The sequence below is a fragment of the Nonomuraea sp. B5E05 genome, from assembly GCF_039880665.1.
Taxonomy (GTDB): Bacteria; Actinomycetota; Actinomycetes; order Streptosporangiales; family Streptosporangiaceae; genus Nonomuraea.
The window spans coordinates 1-21,351 of record NZ_JBDPMJ010000045.1; the positions used below are offsets into that span (position 1 = coordinate 1).

Below are 21,351 nucleotides of genomic sequence, written 5' to 3' on the forward strand. Positions count from 1 at the left end.
CATCCGGCCCGCCGAGCGCGAATACCACGACGAGTAGGAGACCCCGGTGAACGAACTGAGCAGCTCGACCGGCGACGCGCTGGAGGAGGGCGGCAGCGTCCTGCCCCGGCTTGTCCGCTACGGCATCCTCCTGGTCCAGCTCGGCTACGCCGCCGTGCGGCTGAGCGGCCTGAGTGAGCAGATCCGCTCCACCTACGCCTACGTCGAGGGGTGCGCCGCCAGCGTCGACCAGACGGCCGACCAGATGGCGGGCCTGGAGGTCGACGTCGACACCGTGGGCGAGTTCCGCGACGCGGCCGCCGTCATGCGCGGCGCGCTCGAGGACGCCGCCGCGATGGCGGAGGCGACGCAGGAGATGGCGGTCTTGTTCGAGGAAGCCCGCGACGCCCACCAGAGCGACTACGGCGGCGTGGTCGAGGCCGTCCACTCGATGCCCGTCCCGATGGCTCAGGCCAGCTTCTACAGCAACCGCTGACCTGGTGAGAGGAGACCGCCCCATGGCCACGACCGCGACGCCCAGCCGGGCCGCGAAGGTGCCCGCCCTGCCGCCCCTGGAGGTCGAGCTGCCGCACTGGCCCGCCCTGAACCGGGCGCGCCGCCGCCTGGCGGCCGTCCGCAGCGCCACCGGCCGCCTGGCCACCCTGGCCGGGGCGTGCGCCGGCGCGTGCGGCCTGTTCACCGGGGCCCTGGCCGGGGCGGGCCTGCTGGCCGACGCCGCGCTGACGCTCGGCGGCCTGGCCACGCTACGGCTGTGGAAGCCCGAGGGCCAGCAGCGGGCGGTCGCCACGGCGCTCTACCTGACGCCCGGCGCCGGCCTGGCCGCCCTGCTGATCGGCCAGCAGCTGACCCCCGTCATGCACCCCGTGGCGACCACCGTTGAGGCCGCCGCGCTGATGGCCTGGACGGTCGGGGTGTGGGTGGTGCGCCCGGCTGAGGTCGGCCGGCGCATGCTCACCCCGCCGGCACCCGCCGCCGACCTGGTCCCGGCCGGACCGCTCGTGAGCGACCACCCGGCCGCCCAGTGGTGGGCGGCCAAGGCCGCCGTCAAGGGCGGTGTCGCCCCGAACACCGTCCTGGACGCCATCGAGCCGACCGGCCCCAGATCCATGCGGGCCGTCGTCCGGGCCGCCGTCGCGGGCGAGCCGGTCCCGGACATCTCCATCCGCCGCCTGTCGGCGCTCATGGACATCCCCGAGGACGAGATCGCCATCGACTCGGTGCCCGGCCGGGGCGCGGGCGTGCGCCTGCTGAAGGTCGGCAACCCGGAAGAGACCGCCGACCTGGCGACCCGATGGGCCAAGCACGTCGCCCCCAAGGCCATGCCCGGGACGGTGCTCACCGAGGTCCAGATCGGTACCCCGGGCGGCGAGGTCCGCACCATCGCCGCCACGAACACCACCACACAGAACCAGGAGGACGCGTGAACGCCACCATGGCCCACCCCGCCGCGGCGGGCGGCGAGCTGACGGTGTTCAAGGTCGAGCACCCCGAGGGCACGGCGATCAGCTACGACCTGGAGGCGCTGTGCAAGAAGCTCGGCATCGACGACCCGGGCCGCCTGGTCGTGGAGACGCAGGGCTGCCACGGGCTGGTCATGGTCTACCCGCGTAACCCGCTCGCGGAGGTGCGGGCCGCGACCCGCGAGGACCTGGTGATGGACCGGCACGGCCGGTACGTGACCGGGTTCTACCACAACGGGCAGCCGGTCAAGAAGCGGCTGTTCGACCCGTCGACCGGGTCGGCGCAGCGGTTCGTGCTGTTCGGCACGACGGGCGCGGGCAAGTCGAAGTCCCTGCAACTCCAGCTGATCGCCGAGAAGATCAACGGCATCTGCACCTGGCTCGCGGATTTGAAGGAGGGCCAGTCCGTGCCCGAAGCGGCGGGCAACGTGGACTGGTGGGTCACCAGCCAGGAGGGCGCCATCCTCATGCTGATGGCGGCGGTGCAGGTCGCCAAGGCCCGCATGCGCCGCTACAGCGCCATGGGCCGCAACAGCTTCGTGCTCGGCGATGACCCGCTGCTGCACGTGTGGATTGACGAGGCCAACCGGCTGCTGGAGCGCGGCGCCCCCTACCGGGAGCTGGCCACGTTCCTGCTCAAAGAGCTGTCGAGGACCGGCCGGTCCGTGGGCGTGGGCATCGGCCTGGCCGCCCAGGCCTCCCACCTGGAGGAGCTCGGCGGCAGCGACACGCTCAGGGCGATGATGAAGGAAGGCGAGGTCGTCCTGCTGCGCTGGACGTCGTCCATGATGCGCCAGCTGGTCGCCGACGGCATCCTGCCGGGCGGGACGCAGCTTGTGCCCATCCCCAAGACGCTGGCCCCGACCGTGTTGCGCTCGCCCTTCGACCTCGCCGGCGACGACGCCGACGCCCCGGGCACGCAGGGCATGGCCTACTACCCGTCCGGGCAGCGCCCGACCGCCCTCATGCGCCACCTGCGGGTGGGCTCCATCGCCCCGCTGCCCGGCCGGGATCCGGAGATCCTGGCCCTGTACGGCGACGGCGAGCCCCGCCGCCTGGAAGACGCTTCCGTGCAGGCGCTCGGCGGCGAGTTCGAACACACCGCGTACGCGCTGCGCAACGACGGCCCCGGCATGGACGCCTTGTGCGAGAAGTTCCGCCAGACCCAGCAGCGCAGCGCGGCCAAGACCGGACGGCGGGGCTCGGCAGCCCCGGCCGACGCCGGCGACCACGTCGGCGACCATGCCGGCGACGACTACGACGACGGCCAGGACGACCACGTCACCCTGCCGCCCGCGTCCCTGGAGGACCGCATCCTGACCGTCCTGCAGGACGCCGAGGCCCCGATGACCGCCGCCGCCATCCGGGAGGCCGTCAACGCCGACGGCGGCCGGGAGGTAGGGCTCGGCGGCGTGCGCAACGTCCTGACGCGGCTCTCAGCGACCGAGGACGGCCCGGTCACCCGCCACGCGCGCGGCCAGTACGCGCTCGCCACATAAGCGCGCCGCCTCGCCGGCGCCTGAGCTTCCCGAGAACACCCGGTTCGCCAAGCCCAACACACCACCGAAGGAGAAACCCCCTCATGCCCCAGCCGACCGCCGTCGTGGAGATCACATCGTTCGGGTACGGCCACGCCGACCCGCCCGAGGCCGACATCGTCGTCGACGCCCGCCGCCGCTTCCGCAACCCCCACGCCGACCCCCGCATGCGCGAGCTCACCGGCCTGGCCGAAAGCGTGCGCTGCCACGTCCTGGCCACCCCCGGCGTGGCAGCCGTCATCCGCCGCACCGCCCAACTCGCCGCCGACCTCACCACCACCACGGTCGGCGGGCCGGTGAGCGTCGCGGTCGGCTGCGTCGGCGGCCGCCACCGATCGGTCGCCATGGCGCAGGCGATCGCCACCGAACTCGCCGACGCCGGCCTGCCCGTCGCCGTGGTCCACCGCGACGTCCACCGGCCCGTGATTCAGCGCTGAGCTCCTCACCCACACCGATCCACCCGACCAGAAAGGCACGTCATGACCACCACGACGATCCAGCGCCCGCCACACGCTGCGGCCCGGCACATGCTGGCCTGCGCCGCCGAGCGGGCCCGCCAGAGCCCCGAGCTGCTGGCCCACCCAGCCGATCACGCCGTCCTGCAGGCGGTGCTCGGCGCGACCGGCGCCCTGCTGGGCGACCGGCGCGGCGGCGAGCGCCTGGCGGACGCCAGCGCCCTGCTGCGCGCCCACGTCGCGACCGGCCAGGCCGACGCGCAGGAAGCGGCCGTCGCCCACACCCTGATGGCCCTGCTGTACGCCCTGGCTCCCGACGTCGACAGCCAGGCGCTGACCCATCTGAACGACGCCGATGACCTGGCCGACGCGCAAACCCTCACCGACGGCGACCTGCTGGTGCACTCCGCGCTGGCCGCCCTGGCCTATGCCCTGATGGCGGCGGAGTCGCCCTGGTGGCGGCTGAAGAGGTCGGCCGCCGGGCGCCCGTCCGCCTGACCAACGCCAGACGGGCGCGCATCACCGCGGTCTTTCCGCCAAGTCCGGCCGCGGCGGGCGCGCCCGCACACCCCATCCGATCCCACAGATCAGGAGGCAAGTCCCATCATGACGCAACCCATCCCGGCCTTCGATCCGGCCACCCCACCCCCGCGCACCGCGGCCACGGCACCCAGCGCGACCACCGCGGACGTCACGTTCCCGGGCGCGCCGGCCCGTCTGCTGCGCGAGCTGGAAGTCGTCCGCGCCGAGCTGGCCCGCATCGACGCCAAGGCAACCGCGCTCATCGGCTGGGCCGGCACCGCGCTGGCGATCCTGGCCGCGGCCGCGAGCATCGCCCGCCTGCCGCTGCCCGCTCTGCTGGCCATTGTCGCCGGCACCGTGCTGCTGGCGGCCGCGGTGGCCGTGCTCCTGGCCGTCATCCGGCCCGCCCTGCCCGCCAGCAACCAGGTCGCCGGCGGTTACGGCTTCGTCCGGCACGCCGCCGCCGGCACCGTCGAGGAACTCATCGCCGGGCTCAACCTCAACCAGAGCGGCATCAGCGTGCAGTTCGGCCAGGAACTGCTGCAGATCTCGAAGCTGACCGACCGCAAGTACCGCTGGCTGCGCCGCGCTACGCACCTGCTGCTGTTCGCGCTGCTGACGATGACGGCCGCGCTGCCGCTGACCCTCATCGGGAGGACCGCATGAGCGACCCGATGAACACGAGCGACCTGGCCGTCGCGGTGCTGCTGAGCGAGTACGACGCGCTGAAGGCTGAGCAGCGCTCGCGGATCGGGTTCCGCGACCAACTGCTGTACGCCGTGCTCACCGCGGCGGCCGCGATCGCCGCCGTCACCGCCACGGCCGCACGGCTGGAGCTGCTGCTGGTGCTTCCCCTGGCCGGGATCGTGCTCGGCTGGACGCACCTGCACAACGACCACATGATCAGCGAGATCGGCCGATACGTGCGCGTCCAGCTGGGGCCGCGCCTGCACGCGCTGGTCACCGACGCCACCGGCCTGCCGATGTTCGAGTGGGAGAGCGACCACCACGATCGGCGGCGCGTCTCCCGTAAGTGGCTGCAGCTGGCCGTGAACCTGGCCGCGTTCTGCGTCCCGCCGCTGGCCGCCCTGATCATCGTGTGGGCCGCAGGCCCGCACACGCCGGCGGTGCTGGCCCTGTCCGCCCTCGAGGCGGCCGCGCTGGCCGTGCTCGCGCTCCAGATCACCCGCTACGCCGACCTGGCCAGCACCAGGCAGGTGACGCGGTGAACATCACCACCCCGATCGAATGGACCGACACCACCTGGAACCCGGTACGCGGCTGCACCAAGGTCAGCGAGGGCTGCGACAACTGCTACGCCGAAGCGATCGACAACCGCTGGAACGGGCCCGGCTCCTTCGCCACCGTCCGGCTGGTGCGTAAGGCCCTGGACGCGCCGCTGCGCTGGCGCGAGCCGCGCATGGTCTTCGTCAACTCCATGGGCGATTTGTTCCACGACGCCGTGCCCGACGCCTTCGTCATCGAGGTGTTCACCCGGATGTGGTGGGCGCCCCGGCACACCTTCCAGGTCCTCACCAAGCGCCACGCGCGCATGGCCGCGCTGCTGCCCCGGATCGAAGAGCGGCTGCGCGGCCTCGAGGCCGATCTGGCGCTGGTCGACGCCCCTACCACCCTCACCTGGCCGCTGCCGAACGTGTGGCTCGGCGTCAGCGTCGAGACCCAGCGCTGGGCCGACATCCGCATCCCCGCGCTGGTGCGCACCCCGGCCGCCGTCCGGTTCCTCAGCGTCGAACCCCTGCTGGGCCCCGTCGACCTGTCGCGCTGGCTGGGCGTGGAGTGGATGGAGTCCTTCCAGGGCTGGGGCGCCAAAAGGCACTGGCGGCCCTGGCTGCTGGCCAGCCCCGCCGACAGGGGCGGCCCCGGCACAGGCGTGGGCTGGGTCATCGCCGGCGGCGAGTCCGGCCGCGGCGCCCGCCCGCCGCACCCGCACTGGCTGCGCACCCTGCGCGACCAGTGCCAGGCCGCAGGCGTCCCGTTCTTCTTCAAGCAGTGGGGCCAGTGGACCCCGAACCTGGCCGGCCGCGGTCGCCAGGTCGACGTGCTGGGCGACGGCCGAACCCTGCCCCCGTCGGCGTCTCCGTCGGCAGGCGCGCCTGAGGGCAGCGTCCGGATGCGCCGCGCCATCAGCAAACACGACGCCGGCCGCGAGCTCGATGGCCGCGTCTGGGACCAGCTGCCCGCCCGGGTGGTGACTCATGGCTGAGGCCCCCGCCATGCCGGCGACGCTCAGCGAGGTCGAGGCGATCGGCGCGCTGCGGGAGCGCCTGCCCCATGCCACCCCGGAGGAGGTGCTGGAGCTGGGCCGCAGCTGCCCGCACCGCCGCGTCGCCAACCAGGCCGACCGCCTGCACACCCGCCTGGGGGCGGTCAGCGGGCAGCGTCCCGCCGATCGGTGGATGGCCGACCTGGAGAAGCTGCGCACCCGCCTGATCGGCCTGATCACCGCCGCGTATGAGCAGGCCGCCGCCGCCGAGGCGTGGCTGCGCGACCTCGAGGAGACGGCCGCGGACGCCCCGGAACCCGCCCCGCGGCAGGCCACCGAACCGGCCCCGGCGGGTGCGCCGGCCAGGCCTCGCGGCCGCCGCGACGCCACCGGCCCCACCAGCGCGAACGAGCCGACCCGGCCGCAGGTGCGGCGCGATCGTCGCGGTGACCGGCAGCAGCTGATCGGGTCGACGCAGCAGCCCGACCCCGACGACCAGGCGCTCGCGCGGCGGCTGTGCCACCGCATGGCCACCAGCCCGGCCGAGGCGGATGAGTTGATCGCCATGCTCGGGGTGGGCTGATGGGCCGCCGCGTCTTCTGGGACCCCACCGGGCGCCGCTACGGCGGCCTGCCGACCTACCCCTGGCGGATGGCGCCTGAGGGGCTGGCCACGCGCCGGCAGCTGCGCGCGGCCGGGTTACGGCCCGGCGGCCAGGCGCCGGTGGCGCAGCTCATGTGGCGCTCGCGCCGTTACCAGGCGCGTACCCGTGGGGTGCGGGTGGCCTACCTGTACGAGATCGCCAAGGCCAAGCCGTGCCGCATCCCCTCCGCAGCCCAGCTGCAGGCCCTGGCCAAGGCGCTGGCCGCTCGCCGTATCTGCCCCGAGTGCGGCATCGAACAGCCGTACTGCATCCCCACCCGCTACGGCGCCTGCCTGTCTTGCCACGGCTGGGAGCTCGCCACCTAGCCCGGCGCTGGCGTTGCGGATGCCGCCCGGCCCCTTCACCTGGGCCGGGCGGACGTCCGGAGCAGCCAGCTCCACGCACCATCACCCGTCGAAGGGAGCCCGTCATGGGCCAGAACACGAAGGCCGTCGAAATCCTCCAGGACGCCATCTGGGACATCGAGAAGGCGCAAGCCGACGCCGCCTACGCGCGGATCATCGGGGCCGCTGAGGAGGTGTTCGGCCGGCCGGAGTTCGCTGACCTTACCGATCAGGAACGCAAGCAGGTGATCGCCGACGCCTTCTACGGTCCCATCGACGGCAACCTCGCGGTCAACGACCACGTCGTGTTCAACGAGACGCTGGACGACCACATCACGGGCTTGCCCAAGGTGTCCTCCTGGTCCGAGCACGTTGCCCAGCTCGGCAAGGGCAACCAGGACGTCCAGCGGTCCATCGCGCGGTATGAGGCCGCGATGCAGCAGCTCACCGATGCCTCCTGGGACCTGAACGGCCGCAGCCGCCAGATGAAGGCCGCCGAGTTGGAGGCCGCGGCCGTGGTGGCCGACACGCTGAAGGACGTCCTCGAGCACGCGGCCGCCACCTGGCCCGGCCGCCTGCGCGAGCTGATCCCGCACCTCACCGTCGAGCAGTTCCACCAGGTCGTCTACTACCTCGACGCGGGCTACGACGCGACCGCCGGTGAGCTCGCCCAGCACGCGGCCAAGGACAAGGCAGCGTGACGGCTGAGCCGGTGCCGTCGTTGCGGGTCCTCGCCTGGCCGTGTGCCGGGCGGGGTGCCCGGGATGTCCGCCCTTACCGCCGGAAACCCCTGGAGGTACCGGCCGTCAAGGGCTGTAAAGGCCCCCTAAACAGGGTTTCTGACAAACGAATCGCACTCGCAGTCAAGTGGATCGCCCGTTTTGTCAAATTTTCTGGTAGGAGTGATCCATGCATGTCGGTGCCGTTCGCGGCCGGCGCGCTGCCGGGCCCGGACGGCGTCCGGCTGCGTCCCCGCTGTCCGCTTTGCGCGCGCCATTCGCGACACGCCAGGGCTTTCTTGCGCGTGGGCGTTCATCCACAGCCTGTCAACGTGGAAGGATGCGGGACTGACTCGACTTTGATCACGCCGGGAGGCGATCAGGACAACGAAAAACGCCCCGCTGGAGGCGGGGCGTCGATAACTGCAAACCGTAGAGCGCGTCTAGTTCGATCAGCTCAGTTGCTTTGGCCGGCTACAAGCAGATCGACGTCGACGGGTTTTCGCACGTCTGGAGACCGACGATAGCAGGCACCCAGGCGGTTAGCCCACCATGCCCTGGCATCGACACGCCGGGGGATGCGGCTTCCGCTTCCCCGATCCCTTCCGCAGCTCCTTCCGCGGCGCAGCTTGAGGCCTTGTCCGCCGAGCTGGACGAGCTGCCCGGGTTCTTGCGTGTCCCGCACTACGAGAGCGCCGATAAGTCGCCGAACGTGTCGCGGCTGCTGTGGTGGCGGCTGCTGCAGCTGCTGATCAAACGCGGCGATCATCTGCATCCGTGCGCGGCGCGGATGGCCAGGCACGCCGCCGTGGAGGCCGACGAGCGCGGCCGGATCGACGACATCAACGTGTTCCTGGGCAAGTACGCGGCCAAGCACCTGGTGAGCGTGCGGACCGGCTGGATCGACCTGGAGCGGCTGCTGCAGGCCGGATGGATGCGCCAGACCCAGACCCCCTGCCCGGAGCGCAATGCCCGTTACAGGCTGACGGCGGACCTGGCCGCGGTGCCCGACGACCTGCCCAAGACCCTGGCCGATGAGGTGCGCCGGCACATCGACAACCCGATCACCATCGCCAAGGGCGGCCAGACCAAGGCCGCCATCGATGAGGGCCTGGCCGGCTGCGAGATGGTCCGCTACGGCTCAGCCACCCGCGGCGGCGGCGTTCCCCGTGAGCCGATCATGACCGCTCTTGGTTGTGGACGACTTCACACGTCTCCTTATACACGCGAGGGACTCCCCCCTCCCCTCCCGTCACATCCGTCACAGGAGAAGCGCCCGCCGCATCGGCGGGCGTTTGGGGGGCGGGATTTCGGCGAGGAGAGGGCCGCCGCCCTTTACTTTGTACAGGGCCTCAGGCCGGATTGGGCTCGGCAACGAGGCGGCGAGGTGCCCACCGACGCCGAGCTGGCCGAACTTGCCCATCTGGTGATGCTACTGCTGCGGCACGTGCCGCGATCGGAGGCGCGCGAGCTGCTGACCGCGCAGGTCGGCTCCGCTGGCGACCTGTGCGGGGTGCTGCGCTGGCGGACCGGCCGCGCCCTGGGCAAACTCCGCCGTGCCTCACGCCGCGCGGCCGCGCTGCCGGTCGACGACGACGGCGCCCGGCACGCCGCCTGGCTGGCCGCCAACGCCGAGCGCAACGCCGCCAACGCGCCACGCCGCGCCGAGCTGGTCGAGCTGGCCGAACGGCTGCGCCAGCAGGCCGCCGAACCCCGCTTCGCCGCCGAACAGGCCCGCCTGGACGCCCGTCTGGCATCGGCCGACGCTTCGCGGCCCTCAGCGGCTCCCAGCGCCCCGCAACCCCCCTCCCAAGGGCGTCGGTCCGACCCGGCCGAGAACGGCGACCTCGACCGGCCTCGGCGGCGCGGCAGGCGCGATGTGCTGATCGTCGCGCCGCCGGTCATCGCGGTGGACGACGACGGCCGCCGGCACGCCGCGCTCCTGGCCGACAACGAGGCGGCCAACGCCGCCAACGCCGTCCGCCGGGCCGAACTGATCGAACGGGCCCGTGCCATCGCCGCGGCGCGCACCGCCGACACCGCACAGCCCCCGGCCGGCCCCGGGCCCGCCACCGTAGTGCGCGCCCCCCTGCACAACCGGCTGACCGGCCTCCTGGCCAAGCACGACGACGGCCCGCACAGTCCCCCGTCAGGTGCCCCCAGCCCGGCGCGGCCCGTCGAACAGCAGCAGGCCCGCGCCACCGAAACCACGCGCGCCACCGACGCCACCGACGTCCCGGTCCAGCCGCAGCGCACCCTGCAGGACCGGCTCGCCGACCTCCTGGCCAGGCGGAGCAAACGCTCGTGACCACTGCAGACGCTCCGGGCACACCCGGGCTTAGCGTAAGACGATCAAGAACGGCGTTCGTTTGTGTACACAAAGAGCGTCCGTCGGCGGCGCCGGGGCAGTCGGCGGGAGCCCCAGGCGGCGTGCGGGTTCCTGGCCGGCCCGAGCCGGGTTGCGTACACAATGCGGTTCGTGAAGATGATCGGAATCCGAGAGGCCCGCACCCGCCTGGCCGAACTGATCGAAGCGGCCGGCGGCGGCGAGCCGGTGACGCTGACCCGGCGCGGCCCGGGCCGCAAGCAGGCCGTGCTGCTGCCGGTCGAGGCGGCCGCGGTGTGGCAGCGCCATCTCGCCGAGCAGGAAGCCGAGCGTCAGCGGCGCGCGCAGGAGAAGGAGCTCGGCGAGCGGCTGCCGGCGACCAAGCGCGTGCCGGTCTGCCCCGGCTGCAAGTCCTCCTACCTGCAGGTCGCCTACACCGGGCCGGTGGTGCACGCCCTGGTCAACACCGCGGACCCCGACAGCGGTATCCAGGACGTGGTCGTCGACACCGACGTCGCCCAGCTGGAGAAGGTGGCGTGGGTGAAGTGCGCCTCCTGCTGGGAGCCCCTGGCTGATGGACCCCGCCAGCACGGCGCCCCCGCGCACCGAGCGGCCGTCGAGATCGCCGAGAACGCCTCCTGGGCCGGCGTTCCGTGGGAGGCGACCGACCCGTGGGTGGTCAAGGAAGAGGAGATGGGCCGCTCATCGCGGATCGTGCTGCAGCACGACCTGGCCCGCGGCAAGGTCCAGCGGGTCAGCATGTGGGAGTACATCACCGGCATCACCAACGCCGAACGCGAACAGATGCGCGCCGAGCGCCTGGCCCGCGGCGAGCTCCACGACCATGACCTGACCGACGACGCCGAGCCGGACCTGGTCGACGCCGCCCGCGACCGGGACCCGGACGCCACGCCGCACCACGCCGGCCAGGGCGCAGGCGAGGCGCCCGACGCCGACGGCCGCGAGGTCCTGCCCGCGACGAAGATCACAGCGTCCATCGAGAAAACCGAACCCGGCATCGACACCGAGCACGACGCCGATCGGCCCCGCCTCACCCTGGTCAGCGACAGGTCCGACCCCGGGGACGCAGGCGTACCCGTATCCCCGCCGGCGGCTACCTCTGCCGTCGTGGCCGGTACCGTTCACCAGCTCAAGGTGGTCCTGCGGGACGTCCAGCCGCTGGTCTGGCGGCGCATCCAGGTGCCGTCGGCCGCCCGCCTGTGGGACCTGCACAACGTGATCCAGATCGCGATGGGCTGGCAGAACTTCCACCTGCACATGTTCGCCAAGGACTGGGTCGAGTACGGCGACAACCACAACAGCGAGTACGACGTGACCCTGGCCGGCCTGCTGCCCGACCCCGGCGAGTGGCTGGCCTACCGCTACGACTTCGGCGACTGCTGGGACCACGACCTGGTCGTGGAGAAGATCCACCGGCCGGCCCCGAAGGTGCCCTATCCGCGCTGCAGCACCGGCGGCCGCGCCTGCCCGCCCGAAGACAGCGGCGGCCCCGAGGGGTTCGCCGACCTGCTGCGCGCGCTGCGGCACAAGAAGGGCTGGAAGTACCGCCAGGCGCGCGACGTGCTGGCCACCAGCCGCTGGGACGGCGCGGCCTGGGACCGCCAGGAGGTCAACGACCAGCTCGCCGAGCTCGGCAAGCAGTGGGCGTGGTGGCCGCCCGGCAAGGGCGAGGCAACTCCGTAGCAGCAGCGCCGATGCTTTCTCTCCCACTGGAACGCCGACAAACGGCCGCTCGCGTGGCTCTGAAGCCTCATTCGAGATCACCGTGCCATGAAGATCACAAGTTTTGATTTTTCAAAATTAGATATCTGATTTATATTTCGCCAAAACGAAAATCCCGGTTAGGGTGTGAGGGTGACTGAGACGAGCATCGCCACCCCTGCGGAGCAGGGTCGCGCCTGCGGCTACAGCCGGTGCGAGCGGCGCATCACCTACACCGGCTCTGGCCGGCCCCGCGAGTACTGCGGCCCGCCCGACCGTGTCTGGGAAGACGGCAAGACCTGCAAGCAGAAGGCTCAGGACGAGCGCCGGGCCGCGCACGCCGCCGGCGTCGACGGCGCGCTGGACCTGTTCGACGCGGCCGCCGCCCCGGTGCTCGCCGTGACCACCGCCCTCGGCGACACCCTGACCGATCTCCAGCAGGCGCTGCAGGGCCACAGCGAGGCCCTGGCCGCCGTCCGGGACGGCGCGGTGGCCCGCGTCCGGGAGACGGAGCGGACAGCCGCGGACGCGCTCGCCAAGGCCGCCGCCGCCGAAGCTGAGCGCGACCGCGCCGTACGGGCCGCGGCCACCGCCGAGCGGGAGCGTGAGCAGGCCATGGAAGCCAAGCGCGTTGCCGAGCGGATGGCCCGCGACACCGACAGCGAGCGCGAGCGGCAGGTGAATGCCGCCTGGACCACGGCCATCGAGCACGAGGCCGCCCGCGCGGCCGCCGAGACCAAGGCCGCAGAGAAGACCGCTGCGGCCACCCACGCCCTGCAGCAGCAAGAGCAGGAATGGCAGCGCGCCGAGCAACTGCAGCGCAGCAACCGGGAGCTGGACAAGACCAACCGCACCCTGACCAAGGACCTGGCCGTCGCCCGCGCCGAGGCCACGGCCGCCGAGCAGGCCAAGGCCAGCGCCGACGCCGCCACCGAGCACGCCCGCGCCGAACTGGCCCGGGCCCGCGAGCGGCGCGCCGGCGAGGCCGACCGGCTGCGCCAGGACCTCGCCGCCGCCCGCGAGCAGCTCGGCGACGTACGTGCTCAACTCACGGTTGCCCAGGCTGCGGCGCAGACCGCCATGGACCAGGCGCAGGCCGCCGAGACCCGGGCAGCCGACCTACTGCAGATGCTCCGAAACCAGCGCACCTGACCAGAGCAGCCCCCCGCGCGGCGAGCCCTCGATTACGACGACGAGTACAGGTTGCCGGGCCGACCTCGTCAACCAGGCCCGCCCGTGCCATCGCCACGGCACGCACCGCCGACACCGCACAGCCCCCGGCCGGCCCCGGGCCCGCCACCGTGGTGCGCGCCCCCCTGCACAACCGGCTGACCGGCCTCCTGGCCAAGCACGACAACGGCCCGCACAGCCCCCCGTCAGATGCCCCCAGCCGGGCGCGGCCTGTCGAACAGCAGGCCCGCACCACCGAAACGCGCGCGCCGCCGAGGTCCCGGTCCAGCCGTAGGCACCCTGCAAGACCGGCTCGCCGACCTCCTGGCCAGGCGGAGCAAACGCTCGTGACTTCCAGAGACGCTCCGCGTGATTGTCGGTCACGGCCGCCACGGTAGGGGCCCCGGCTGCGCCCGACCGAAGTTTCCGACGCTCCACGTGTCGCTCGCGCGATTGTTCATGAATCCCGACACGTACGTCTTCACGGTCCCGACGGCTTACTGGCTTCCGGTCCGGCTGACGGAGTTTGACCTACCTATGTGATGTATCCCACACCGCTCCTGGGTCGGGTTTAGCAACGCTTAGCAACGCTTAGCAACGCATGGCAAGGAATGGCAACGCGTAATAGTTAGTCGCAAGGTGTCCCTGTCCATGCCCTTCGCGTTGCGGGAAGCGATCAACACCATCGTGAACTACTCTTAGGGAGAGCTCAGTCGCGCCCATTCTCTTCCGCCAGTGGATCCGCTCTGACCCACTGGAACATCGGGTTCCTGGGGAAACCGAACGAAGGAAAACGTATGGATGACGACTGGGTGCCGCGGCCATGGGAAGTGCTGCTGCTCCTCATAGAGGTGTACTTGGCCTTCGTCCCATGGCTCTTAGAACGCGCTAGCGGGGTCTGGTGGTGACACACCAGCCCCGCCCTGCGTAGCGGCATGCGGCAGAGGCCCCGGTTCAGCATTGGCATCTTGGGCCGGGGTCTTCTGCTGTCAGCCTCCGAGCTTCGCCTTCTATCCAGCTAGATAACTGCTACAACCATACCTTGCCACGCAGTCAAGGAGGGGCATCTATTTAGCACCTGTTGGACTTGGGCGACACCAACATCCACACCCTGAACGTGTGCTCGTTCGCTTCGACGCCTGACCAGCCAGCAATCTATTGCTGCCTCGTACGGCGGCGAGGGCTTGGGCGGAGGTGCGGATCACGATTTCATCAAGCTGCCCTTGAGCGGGGGCAGACCAAGTACGTCCGAAAGGGCTAATAGGGCTGGTCAGAGGCGATTGCCGAGGGCCCGGTCCTGCTGATCAGAGATCATAAGCGCACGGTGATCCGTTATGCCCTGGACGACCTCATCGACCTGCATCTGCCGCCTCCAACGCCGAGCACATCGCAGGAGCCCAGCTCGACAGCGAGATCAAGGCAGAGCGGGGCCCCCGACGTGACCGCCTGGTGCCGCCAGGCCGTCGCCGAGTACCTCGCCCCCGCCCCTGACCAGGTCGCGGCGATGGTCGACGGGTTCCGCTCGCAGGACACCTGAACACAACAACGGCTCTCAGCATCCGAACGGCGCTGGCCCAAGGAGATCTACGGCCCCGTTTCCGGGTGTTCCTCGACCTGGCCACCGCGCGCGACTGGTGCGCCCACTACAACGTTTTGGATAGGCGCCGGCACCGAGGGTGACGGCCCGTCGTCATGAGTCTTGATCGGTCGGCGGAGCACGATGATCAACGATCGCGTTGTTCTGCTCTGCGGGCGGCGAGCTGGTCGTTGACTGTTTCCTCCATACTGGTCAAACGCATCTGAACTTCGCCGAACTGCTCGTCCAGGCGCACACGCAGCTGTTCCAGCGCAGTGGTAGGGGGCGGAGCCGGGTGGACGTGCATCGTGGGCCGCCGGCGCATGCCCCGCAAGGCGAACACCGAAAGCACGCCCCAGTAGAGGACGGCGATGCCCGCGGCGAGCATGCGCCCGTCGGCGGGACTGGCGCTGTAGACCATGGCGACGGTGCCAGCGCCGTATAAGACCCAGGCCAGGCGCGCACTCCAGGAGGAGCCCGTCAGCCAGCAGAGCAGCCACAGGATCGGCCCGGTAAGCGCCCAGGCCGACCAGATCGCCTCCACCCTCGTGGGCAGGCCGGCGGCGTGGGCGGTGATGTAGGCATGGACTGGCGTGGTGATGACCTCGGTCAGATGCCAGTCGGCCACCCGTTCCAGCGTCCAAGTCCCACCGAGGATCAGGCCGTTGGCCGCGCCCTGCACGAGAACGCTCAGCACCGTGACGGCCAGCCACAGCAGCGAGATCACAAGGAGGGCCACGGCCGCGACGCAGACGGCGAGGACCGAGTACTTGGCGATCTCAGCCTCACGTGGATCGTCAGCGAACCGTTCTCGCGCCCACTCCTGGAGGCTTTGGTAGCGGTCAGCGACCCAGTTGACCACTTCGACCATGCGGAGTCTCCTTCACCGAAGGTTGGGGGTGCGGTGTCCCGATGGTCTCCCGCACGCGAGCGAGCCGCCATGCGAACGTGCGGAATTGACCACAGAGCGTGACCGCTTTCGCCTTTATGTCCAGGCCGGAGCGTCCGGTCGGGGAGCGTCTGGAAAAACGTGCCGACGACGTCCCGCATAGCTACGAGCTGCACGGGTGCTGTCCCTCCACGTCGTACTGGAGACACCAGCGGTAGTAGGTGGTGTCGAGGTTGTTGCTCGGTGTGGTCCGGCCGTACTGGGGGTGCCACCCGCTCCAGTAGCGGGTGTTGCAGGTGTTGCACAGCGGCGCGCGGACGTAACCATGCCTGTGGCAGTGGTCCCACACCTTCGCCGGCGCAGTCAGGCAGCCTGCGCACATGAACGCCGAAGCCTTGGGCCAGCCCTTGCGGCCGGCGCGGTCCACCCGGTAGCGCCTGCCTTGGAGCTGGCCACCGTAGATCACGGCGCCTGCGCTACTCCCCTTCGGGCCGTAGGCGATGAACGTGCGGGTGAAATCGCCGCGCTCGTCCACGATGACGTCTCCGACGCGCTCGAACCATCCATCGGGGTCCTCTTCCCCGTGGTGCGTCCCCCGGCAGGAACAGTTGCATTCGAGCCCTGTCGCCTCCTGGCACTTCCTGCTGCAGCGCGACAGCTTCGACATGTCCCGGCACAGCACGACATAGCCGTAGCGATCGATGGCCGCCATCACCAGTCTGCCCAGGCAGGTGCGCGGCAGATGCCAATATCCCCGGTTGTCGAAGTATGGGGAACGGACGTCCACGGTGCGACGCAGCCACCGACGGTTGTCCTGGCTCGCCGGGATCTTCCCCACGATCTCCCCGTTTCGGGGAAGCCAGATCAGCGCCACCCCGGGCGCCACGACAACGCGTCCGTCTACGACGTGAACCTTGACCGCACAACCGTCCATGCCAGCACCGTGACACAAAGCACTGACAAAATTACGGTCCGCGTTTGGTGTGGGTGTCGCCTCCGCTTCGGACCTGAACTCATGTTGCCTTCGCGCAGTCGTCCTTGCCGAGGCGGGTCCGCAGACACATGGGACCGCGCCTAGGCATGAGCGAGGCCGAAGTCGCCACGCGCCCGCCGACCGCCTGGCCGGCCGCATCATCGCCATTGCTGATCTGGCGCGTCTCTCAGAGTGTCGGAGCTCCGACGGCCGGCTCCCTGCGGCCTCGAGAGTCAAGGACACGAGGGGGCGAAGGTGACGATTGGCCCCTGACAAAGGAATCGACCCTTGAAGTGTGAGCAGGGACACATTGTGACCGCAAGCTGGGGTGGTTGATCAGGGGTGTGGGGTTTTACAAAACACCTCGTTGATCTTTACAGCCTGAGCACTCTTTTGCCGATGCTATGAGGGTCGCAGTACGTTCCCCCTGCCTGATCGGCACCAGTTCAACTTCGCGGCCTGCGCCCCCGGGGGGTCGGCCGCAGCCGGATCCTCGGGTCGACCTCCGTCGAATCGAACTCCCAACCGGGTTCCGGTATTGGAGGAGAGATGGCTGCCCGTGACCGGCGCCAGGTTCTCAAACGGGTCCGTGCCTGCGGTGCATGGGCGAAGCGACATCTAGCTCAAGGCATTCAAGCCGGCTGTGGGTTCGCTCGCCATGTACGAGACACCTTCCCCGTCTGGGGGCCGCTCGCGACGCGGACGTGTCTGGCCCTCTGGGATCTGCACGACGCAAGCGAGCCCCAGCAGGCGGACGCGCCTGACGAGGGCTCGCGGTAGCGACGACTGGCTCTGCTTCTGCTTGCGACGGCCGGGGCAGAGCCTTTCGCTTATGCCGCCCAATCTGCCAGCCTGGAATTTGTGACTGACTGACTCTGGCAGCGCCGAGGAACCTACCTATCGAGTTTTTCTCTGCCAATCCGAGAGTGTCACGGATAGATAACGGTGAACCCTGTAGTGAACACATGTTCGCCACCCTTAGCAGGGAAAACACTTTTCTGGATGCAGCAGGATGTGACATCCGACACATGTGATGAAGCTCATGCTGGCGAAGATTTCTGCTGGGTCCACGGCTGAGTGGTTGCGACCAGGCCCTGGACTACCTGCGTTCCGGCGACACGCTCGTGGTCTGGCGGCTGGACCGGCTCGGCCGCTCCCTCAAGCACCTCATCGACACCGTCAACGACCTCGCCGGGCGCGGCGTCACCTTCGCCAGCCTCACCGAGGGATTCGACACCGCCACCCCCGGCGGCGAGCTGGTCTTCCACATCTTCGGCGCGCTCGCCCAGTTCGAGCGCCGCCTCATCCAAGAGCGCACCCGCGCCGGCCTGGACGCCGCCCGCGCCCGCGGACGCAACGGCGGCCGCGGTCAGCCGGCGCGCTGGCGTCCTGGAGCCTGCTCAGGGGCCGCGTGCCCGGCCGCACCGATGTCAGCGTGCGCAGCCGCTGCGTCGGCTGGCTTCAGCGCGACGATCGCGGCCGCGACGTCGCCTGCACGCCAGACGGCCCCGTGTCCGGATCGGCCAGCACCAGCCGCGTGCAGGCCGTGACCGCGCTGCTGGCCGCGCTCATCGCCCCCGCGCCCCTGCCGGACCTGGGGCCCGAGGCCCGCACCCCCAGGCGGCCGCGCGCCCGCTCCCCGCGGGAACGGCCGATCAGCCCGTTCACCCCGGCCCAGCTGGCTGGCGCCGCGCTGGCTGACAACCTGCCGCGCCTGCCCGATGGCTCCTACCACGTGCACATCGACGACGGTTATGACGATGTCGAGCTGGGCCGCGTCTACCGTTCCGGCCGCCGTTGGCAGGCCCTGGACCCGACGGGCGCGTCGTCGTGCACCGCGCCGCCACCCGCACCGAGGCCGTCGACCGTTGCTCGCCACGCCCGGCCCGCTCTTCGGTGACCCTGCCGACACCGTCCTCCACGATCTATGACCGTGTGCCCTGCGCCGCGCCTCGAAGCTGGGACTTACCTGCAGTCTTAAAGCTGTAGCCAGTCGGACAGAAGCGTCGAACGATGCAACCGTTTACAGTTTTAGAACTGTAGACGTTCCTTCGAGAGGAGATCGCATGTCCGCTCTGCAGCCCAAGGTGCCCGGTATGGCCGTCGCGCTGAGGGAGGCGGCCACCGCCGAGACCAGCGTGATGAACCAGATCGCGCTGGCGCGTGCCGCCACCTACCAGGCGCTGGGGGACGCAGCAACGGGCGCGTCCAGCGCGCACATGAAAGCGCTGGCCGTGGCCGAGGAAATGATCGCGCTGGCGCGTCAGTGCCACGACGACGCTCTGGTCGACGGCGTGGCCGCCTACCGCGACACCGTGGCGCTGGCAGCTCGCCAGGCCGCCGGCCTGCACGCCGACCTGGCCATCGCGGCCACCAGGGTGCGGTGAACGAGGCCCTCGCCGAACCGGCGAGGGCCTTTGCCGTGCCCGAAAAGAACGCGAGTTGCAGACGCTGGAGACGCCGATGACCATCTCGAAGAGCACCAGCCCGGTCGAGATCGTCGACCTGCACGAGCACCTGGCCGCCCTGCGCCAGGCCCTGGACCGCGGCGAACGGCCGCCGGCCGGCGCCCTGCTGGGCCTGCCGCCCCTGGACAACGACGTGTGGGTGGACATCGCCGGAGCCGCCGCCGTGGCCGGCGTCGCGCCCAAGACCATCACCGGCTGGCTCTCGCGCGGCCAGCCCAAACGCCTGCCGTTCCCGGCCCCCATCCGCATCCTGTACCGCCTGTACTGGCCACTGTCGGCCATCGAGTCGTGGCGCCAGAACTACACGGGCCAGCAGGATACGAACGATCACGCCTCGGACCCGGGCGCGCGTTCGGCGTCCTGATCAGAATCACTAATCGGACGGACTCCCTGTTGAGACGCGCTGCTTTGGTAGCGCAGCGGTCCAAAATCATGGCTTTTGCCGGGATAGCCGGGTTCGCTGACCGCCTTCAGACTGCGGGGCAGCTACCTGCGGGAGGACCCGTTGAGCGAGGCGCCGCCGAACAAGTCGCGCGAGTCACGGTTACTGCTGGCCCTGCAAGTCGTGGGCGCCGCCATGGGCACGGTGTTGGTCGTGTGGCCGCCCTTCTCCGATCTGCTGGCGTGGACCCACTCCCCCGAGGGCCTGCATCAGCCCACGGTCATGGCATGGTTTACGGCGATCTTCCTTGGCGCTGGTCCCGCCTTGCTGGCCATTGCGGCCTGGCGGGTGTGGCGGCGCGGTCGCCGAGCACGCGACCTGATCGCGGGGGCCTTTCTCCTGGCCTTCTTTGGAGCGCTCGCGCAGTGGTCTGTCGGTGGATCATGGGCAGAGATCCTGCTCCGGCCGTCGCTGCTCGCGATCATGCTCTGGATCCTGCGGCCGGAGTCCATTGCCGATCAGTAACGGTACGGTCCCCCTCTCACTCTTGCTCGACGCCTGGATGTGGAGGTCAGGGAGCTGTCACCGAGCCGGTAGTAATCATGCCACCTCCAGCCATGATTACTTAGAGTGATAAATATTTTACTTATAGTAATCGTGGTTGGAGGCTTCCGGTGCCGTTCCCCCCATCCCGCGCTATCCCAGCCGCCCTCCTGGCTGCTCTCCTCCTGGCCACGCCGCTGGCGGGAATCAGTCCCGCAGCCGCCGCAACCGCAGCTGCGTCGTCCGCCCACGCCGAGAGGGTGCTGCTGCGCGACGCGGTGGCCGCTCTGCTCACCGGCAAGGAGAGTCGCGACGGCTACCAGCGCAGTTCCTTCCGGCACTGGATCGACGCCGACCGTGACGGCTGCAGCACCCGGTACGAGGTGCTCATCGAGGAGGCCGTCAGCCCGCCCGAAGTGGACGCGGACTGCGTTCTGACCGGCGGCAGCTGGCATTCCTACTACGACGACGTGATCGTGGAGCGGGCCTCCGGGCTTGACGTCGACCACGTCATATCTGTGCCCGCTACGCAGATGTGATCGGAAGCTCCTGGTCGAGGCGTGAGCAACATATCGCCGACAAGCGCGAAGATCAAGAGCGCGCGACGAAAGGGCGTCCCTCATGCTCTCGTCGAAGGTCGATCTGCCCGCCGCGATCTGCCGGGATACCCATGCGGGAATGTCCGGCCGTACGAGCCCGAGTCGCGCAACCCCCCGCAGGCCTGGCCCGCCAGCAGTCGCTGCACCACGAACGCGTGATTTCAAGATCCAGTAGATGTCTTGAGCATCTTTACCTGCTGGTCTTACCGTCGTGGCTATGCGCCAGATCGATGACGTGGACGTGCTCAAGGTCATGACCAGCCGGTTTCGGATGAAGCTTTTTAGCCTCCTGTTCCGGATTGGCCCGGTCACTGTGAGCGAGCTCGCCAGGCGGATGGATGCCGACCCCGGCCAGGTGAGCTATCACCTGCGGCAAATGCAGCCGCATGGGTTTATCGAGGACGTGCCGGAGCTCGCCCGGGACAGCCGGGAACGCTGGGTGCGGGCAGCTTTAAGCGGGTGGGCATTAGTGAGGGATTTCGAAGCCCCGGAAGCCAGAGCCACGGTGCAGGCGTGGACTTCACAGTGGGTGATCGACCAGTTCGAGCGGCTGCGCGACTTCGAACGTACTCATATGACGCTTCCCGAGGACTGGCGCGACGCGGGCTTCGGAAGCAGCCGCCACCTACGGCTCACCAAAGATGAGCTCGCGCAGCTGGCCGACCAGCTCAATGCCGTGTTAAAGCCGTGGCGCGAGCTGACCAACGCGCGCGTCGAATCGAACGAGACCGCGCCGGACACCCGCCCGATCTTCATCTTCTACCACGCATTCCCCGAGGAACCCTGAGGAGCCTTCCG

23 protein-coding genes and 1 pseudogene are annotated in these 21,351 nt (G+C 70.1%); 22 read left to right on the top strand and 2 right to left on the bottom strand.

All coding sequences use genetic code 11. The features are described 5' to 3' along the window. Positions 1-46 precede the first annotated feature (46 nt). The 15 genes from ABGB01_RS42735 (at position 47) to ABGB01_RS42805 (ending at position 14,660) form a co-directional block, all read left to right on the top strand. A complete protein-coding gene (locus tag ABGB01_RS42735) occupies positions 47-475 on the top strand; it encodes a hypothetical protein (protein ID WP_347779759.1) in 429 nt (142 codons plus the stop codon). A gap of 22 nt (positions 476-497) precedes the next feature. Then, positions 498-1,424 carry a hypothetical protein gene (locus tag ABGB01_RS42740; protein ID WP_347779761.1) on the top strand — a complete coding sequence of 309 codons (927 nt, stop codon included), beginning with the start codon at positions 498-500 and terminating at the stop codon, positions 1,422-1,424. Further along, positions 1,421-2,959, top strand: coding sequence for a hypothetical protein (locus ABGB01_RS42745; protein WP_347779763.1), 1,539 nt, complete (start codon positions 1,421-1,423; stop codon positions 2,957-2,959). Before ABGB01_RS42740 ends, ABGB01_RS42745 begins: the two co-directional genes overlap by 4 nt. A gap of 83 nt (positions 2,960-3,042) precedes the next feature. Beyond that, positions 3,043-3,435 (top strand): RNase adapter RapZ, encoded by a 393-nt coding sequence (locus ABGB01_RS42750; RefSeq protein ID WP_347779764.1) that lies wholly within the window; start codon positions 3,043-3,045, stop codon positions 3,433-3,435. A gap of 42 nt (positions 3,436-3,477) precedes the next feature. Next, entirely contained in the window at positions 3,478-3,951 is a 474-nt protein-coding gene (locus tag ABGB01_RS42755) for a hypothetical protein (protein ID WP_347779766.1), read from the top strand. Positions 3,952-4,059: 108 nt separating this feature from the next. After that, positions 4,060-4,641 (top strand): Pycsar system effector family protein, encoded by a 582-nt coding sequence (locus ABGB01_RS42760; protein WP_347779767.1) that lies wholly within the window; start codon positions 4,060-4,062, stop codon positions 4,639-4,641. Beyond that, positions 4,638-5,204, top strand: coding sequence for a hypothetical protein (locus tag ABGB01_RS42765; RefSeq protein ID WP_347779769.1), 567 nt, complete (start codon positions 4,638-4,640; stop codon positions 5,202-5,204). The genes ABGB01_RS42760 and ABGB01_RS42765 overlap by 4 nt, the downstream gene beginning before the upstream one ends. Beyond that, a complete protein-coding gene (locus ABGB01_RS42770) occupies positions 5,201-6,199 on the top strand; it encodes a phage Gp37/Gp68 family protein (protein WP_347779770.1) in 999 nt (332 codons plus the stop codon). The genes ABGB01_RS42765 and ABGB01_RS42770 overlap by 4 nt, the downstream gene beginning before the upstream one ends. Further along, positions 6,192-6,782 (top strand): hypothetical protein, encoded by a 591-nt coding sequence (locus ABGB01_RS42775; RefSeq protein WP_347779772.1) that lies wholly within the window; start codon positions 6,192-6,194, stop codon positions 6,780-6,782. The genes ABGB01_RS42770 and ABGB01_RS42775 overlap by 8 nt, the downstream gene beginning before the upstream one ends. Further along, entirely contained in the window at positions 6,782-7,168 is a 387-nt protein-coding gene (locus tag ABGB01_RS42780) for an RRQRL motif-containing zinc-binding protein (protein WP_347779774.1), read from the top strand. The genes ABGB01_RS42775 and ABGB01_RS42780 overlap by 1 nt, the downstream gene beginning before the upstream one ends. Before the next feature lie 104 nt (positions 7,169-7,272). Beyond that, entirely contained in the window at positions 7,273-7,887 is a 615-nt protein-coding gene (locus tag ABGB01_RS42785; protein ID WP_347779775.1) for a hypothetical protein, read from the top strand. A 655-nt stretch (positions 7,888-8,542) separates the two neighbouring features. Beyond that, entirely contained in the window at positions 8,543-10,213 is a 1,671-nt protein-coding gene (locus ABGB01_RS42790) for a hypothetical protein (RefSeq protein WP_347779776.1), read from the top strand. Positions 10,214-10,390: 177 nt separating this feature from the next. Then, positions 10,391-11,935: a type II toxin-antitoxin system prevent-host-death family antitoxin gene (locus ABGB01_RS42795; RefSeq protein ID WP_347779842.1), complete on the top strand. Its 1,545-nt coding sequence runs from the start codon at positions 10,391-10,393 to the stop codon at positions 11,933-11,935. A gap of 171 nt (positions 11,936-12,106) precedes the next feature. Continuing rightward, on the top strand, positions 12,107-13,105 hold the full coding sequence (locus ABGB01_RS42800; protein WP_347779778.1) for a hypothetical protein: 999 nt from the start codon (positions 12,107-12,109) through the stop codon (positions 13,103-13,105). A 1,342-nt stretch (positions 13,106-14,447) separates the two neighbouring features. Further along, the gene (locus tag ABGB01_RS42805; protein WP_347779780.1) at positions 14,448-14,660 is read left to right on the top strand and encodes a hypothetical protein; all 213 of its coding nucleotides are present in this window, start codon (positions 14,448-14,450) and stop codon (positions 14,658-14,660) included. Positions 14,661-14,847: 187 nt separating this feature from the next. Here the strand turns inward: ABGB01_RS42805 and ABGB01_RS42810 are convergent, their stop codons facing one another. Then, positions 14,848-15,570 (bottom strand): hypothetical protein, encoded by a 723-nt coding sequence (locus tag ABGB01_RS42810; protein WP_347779781.1) that lies wholly within the window; start codon positions 15,568-15,570, stop codon positions 14,848-14,850. 181 nt (positions 15,571-15,751) lie between these two features. After that, positions 15,752-16,474 (bottom strand): endonuclease domain-containing protein, encoded by a 723-nt coding sequence (locus ABGB01_RS42815; protein ID WP_347779782.1) that lies wholly within the window; start codon positions 16,472-16,474, stop codon positions 15,752-15,754. 1,178 nt (positions 16,475-17,652) lie between these two features. On the opposite strand from ABGB01_RS42815, the pseudogene ABGB01_RS42820 reads away from it, so the two are divergent. From ABGB01_RS42820 to ABGB01_RS42850, 7 genes and pseudogenes are all read left to right on the top strand, one after another. Continuing rightward, positions 17,653-17,928: pseudogene (locus tag ABGB01_RS42820) on the top strand (recombinase family protein); the annotation flags it as partial. Positions 17,929-17,996: 68 nt separating this feature from the next. Continuing rightward, a complete protein-coding gene (locus ABGB01_RS42825; RefSeq protein ID WP_347779784.1) occupies positions 17,997-18,461 on the top strand; it encodes a hypothetical protein in 465 nt (154 codons plus the stop codon). A 166-nt stretch (positions 18,462-18,627) separates the two neighbouring features. Beyond that, complete coding sequence (locus ABGB01_RS42830) at positions 18,628-18,948, top strand: hypothetical protein (RefSeq protein ID WP_347779786.1); 321 nt, start codon at positions 18,628-18,630, stop codon at positions 18,946-18,948. Positions 18,949-19,024: 76 nt separating this feature from the next. Continuing rightward, the gene (locus ABGB01_RS42835; protein WP_347779788.1) at positions 19,025-19,393 is read left to right on the top strand and encodes a hypothetical protein; all 369 of its coding nucleotides are present in this window, start codon (positions 19,025-19,027) and stop codon (positions 19,391-19,393) included. 141 nt (positions 19,394-19,534) lie between these two features. After that, positions 19,535-19,936, top strand: coding sequence for a hypothetical protein (locus ABGB01_RS42840; RefSeq protein WP_347779789.1), 402 nt, complete (start codon positions 19,535-19,537; stop codon positions 19,934-19,936). Positions 19,937-20,085: 149 nt separating this feature from the next. Then, positions 20,086-20,493, top strand: a complete 408-nt coding sequence (locus ABGB01_RS42845; RefSeq protein ID WP_347779790.1) for a hypothetical protein — start codon at positions 20,086-20,088, stop codon at positions 20,491-20,493. 277 nt (positions 20,494-20,770) lie between these two features. Further along, positions 20,771-21,340 carry a helix-turn-helix domain-containing protein gene (locus ABGB01_RS42850; RefSeq protein WP_347779792.1) on the top strand — a complete coding sequence of 190 codons (570 nt, stop codon included), beginning with the start codon at positions 20,771-20,773 and terminating at the stop codon, positions 21,338-21,340. Positions 21,341-21,351: the final 11 nt, after the last annotated feature.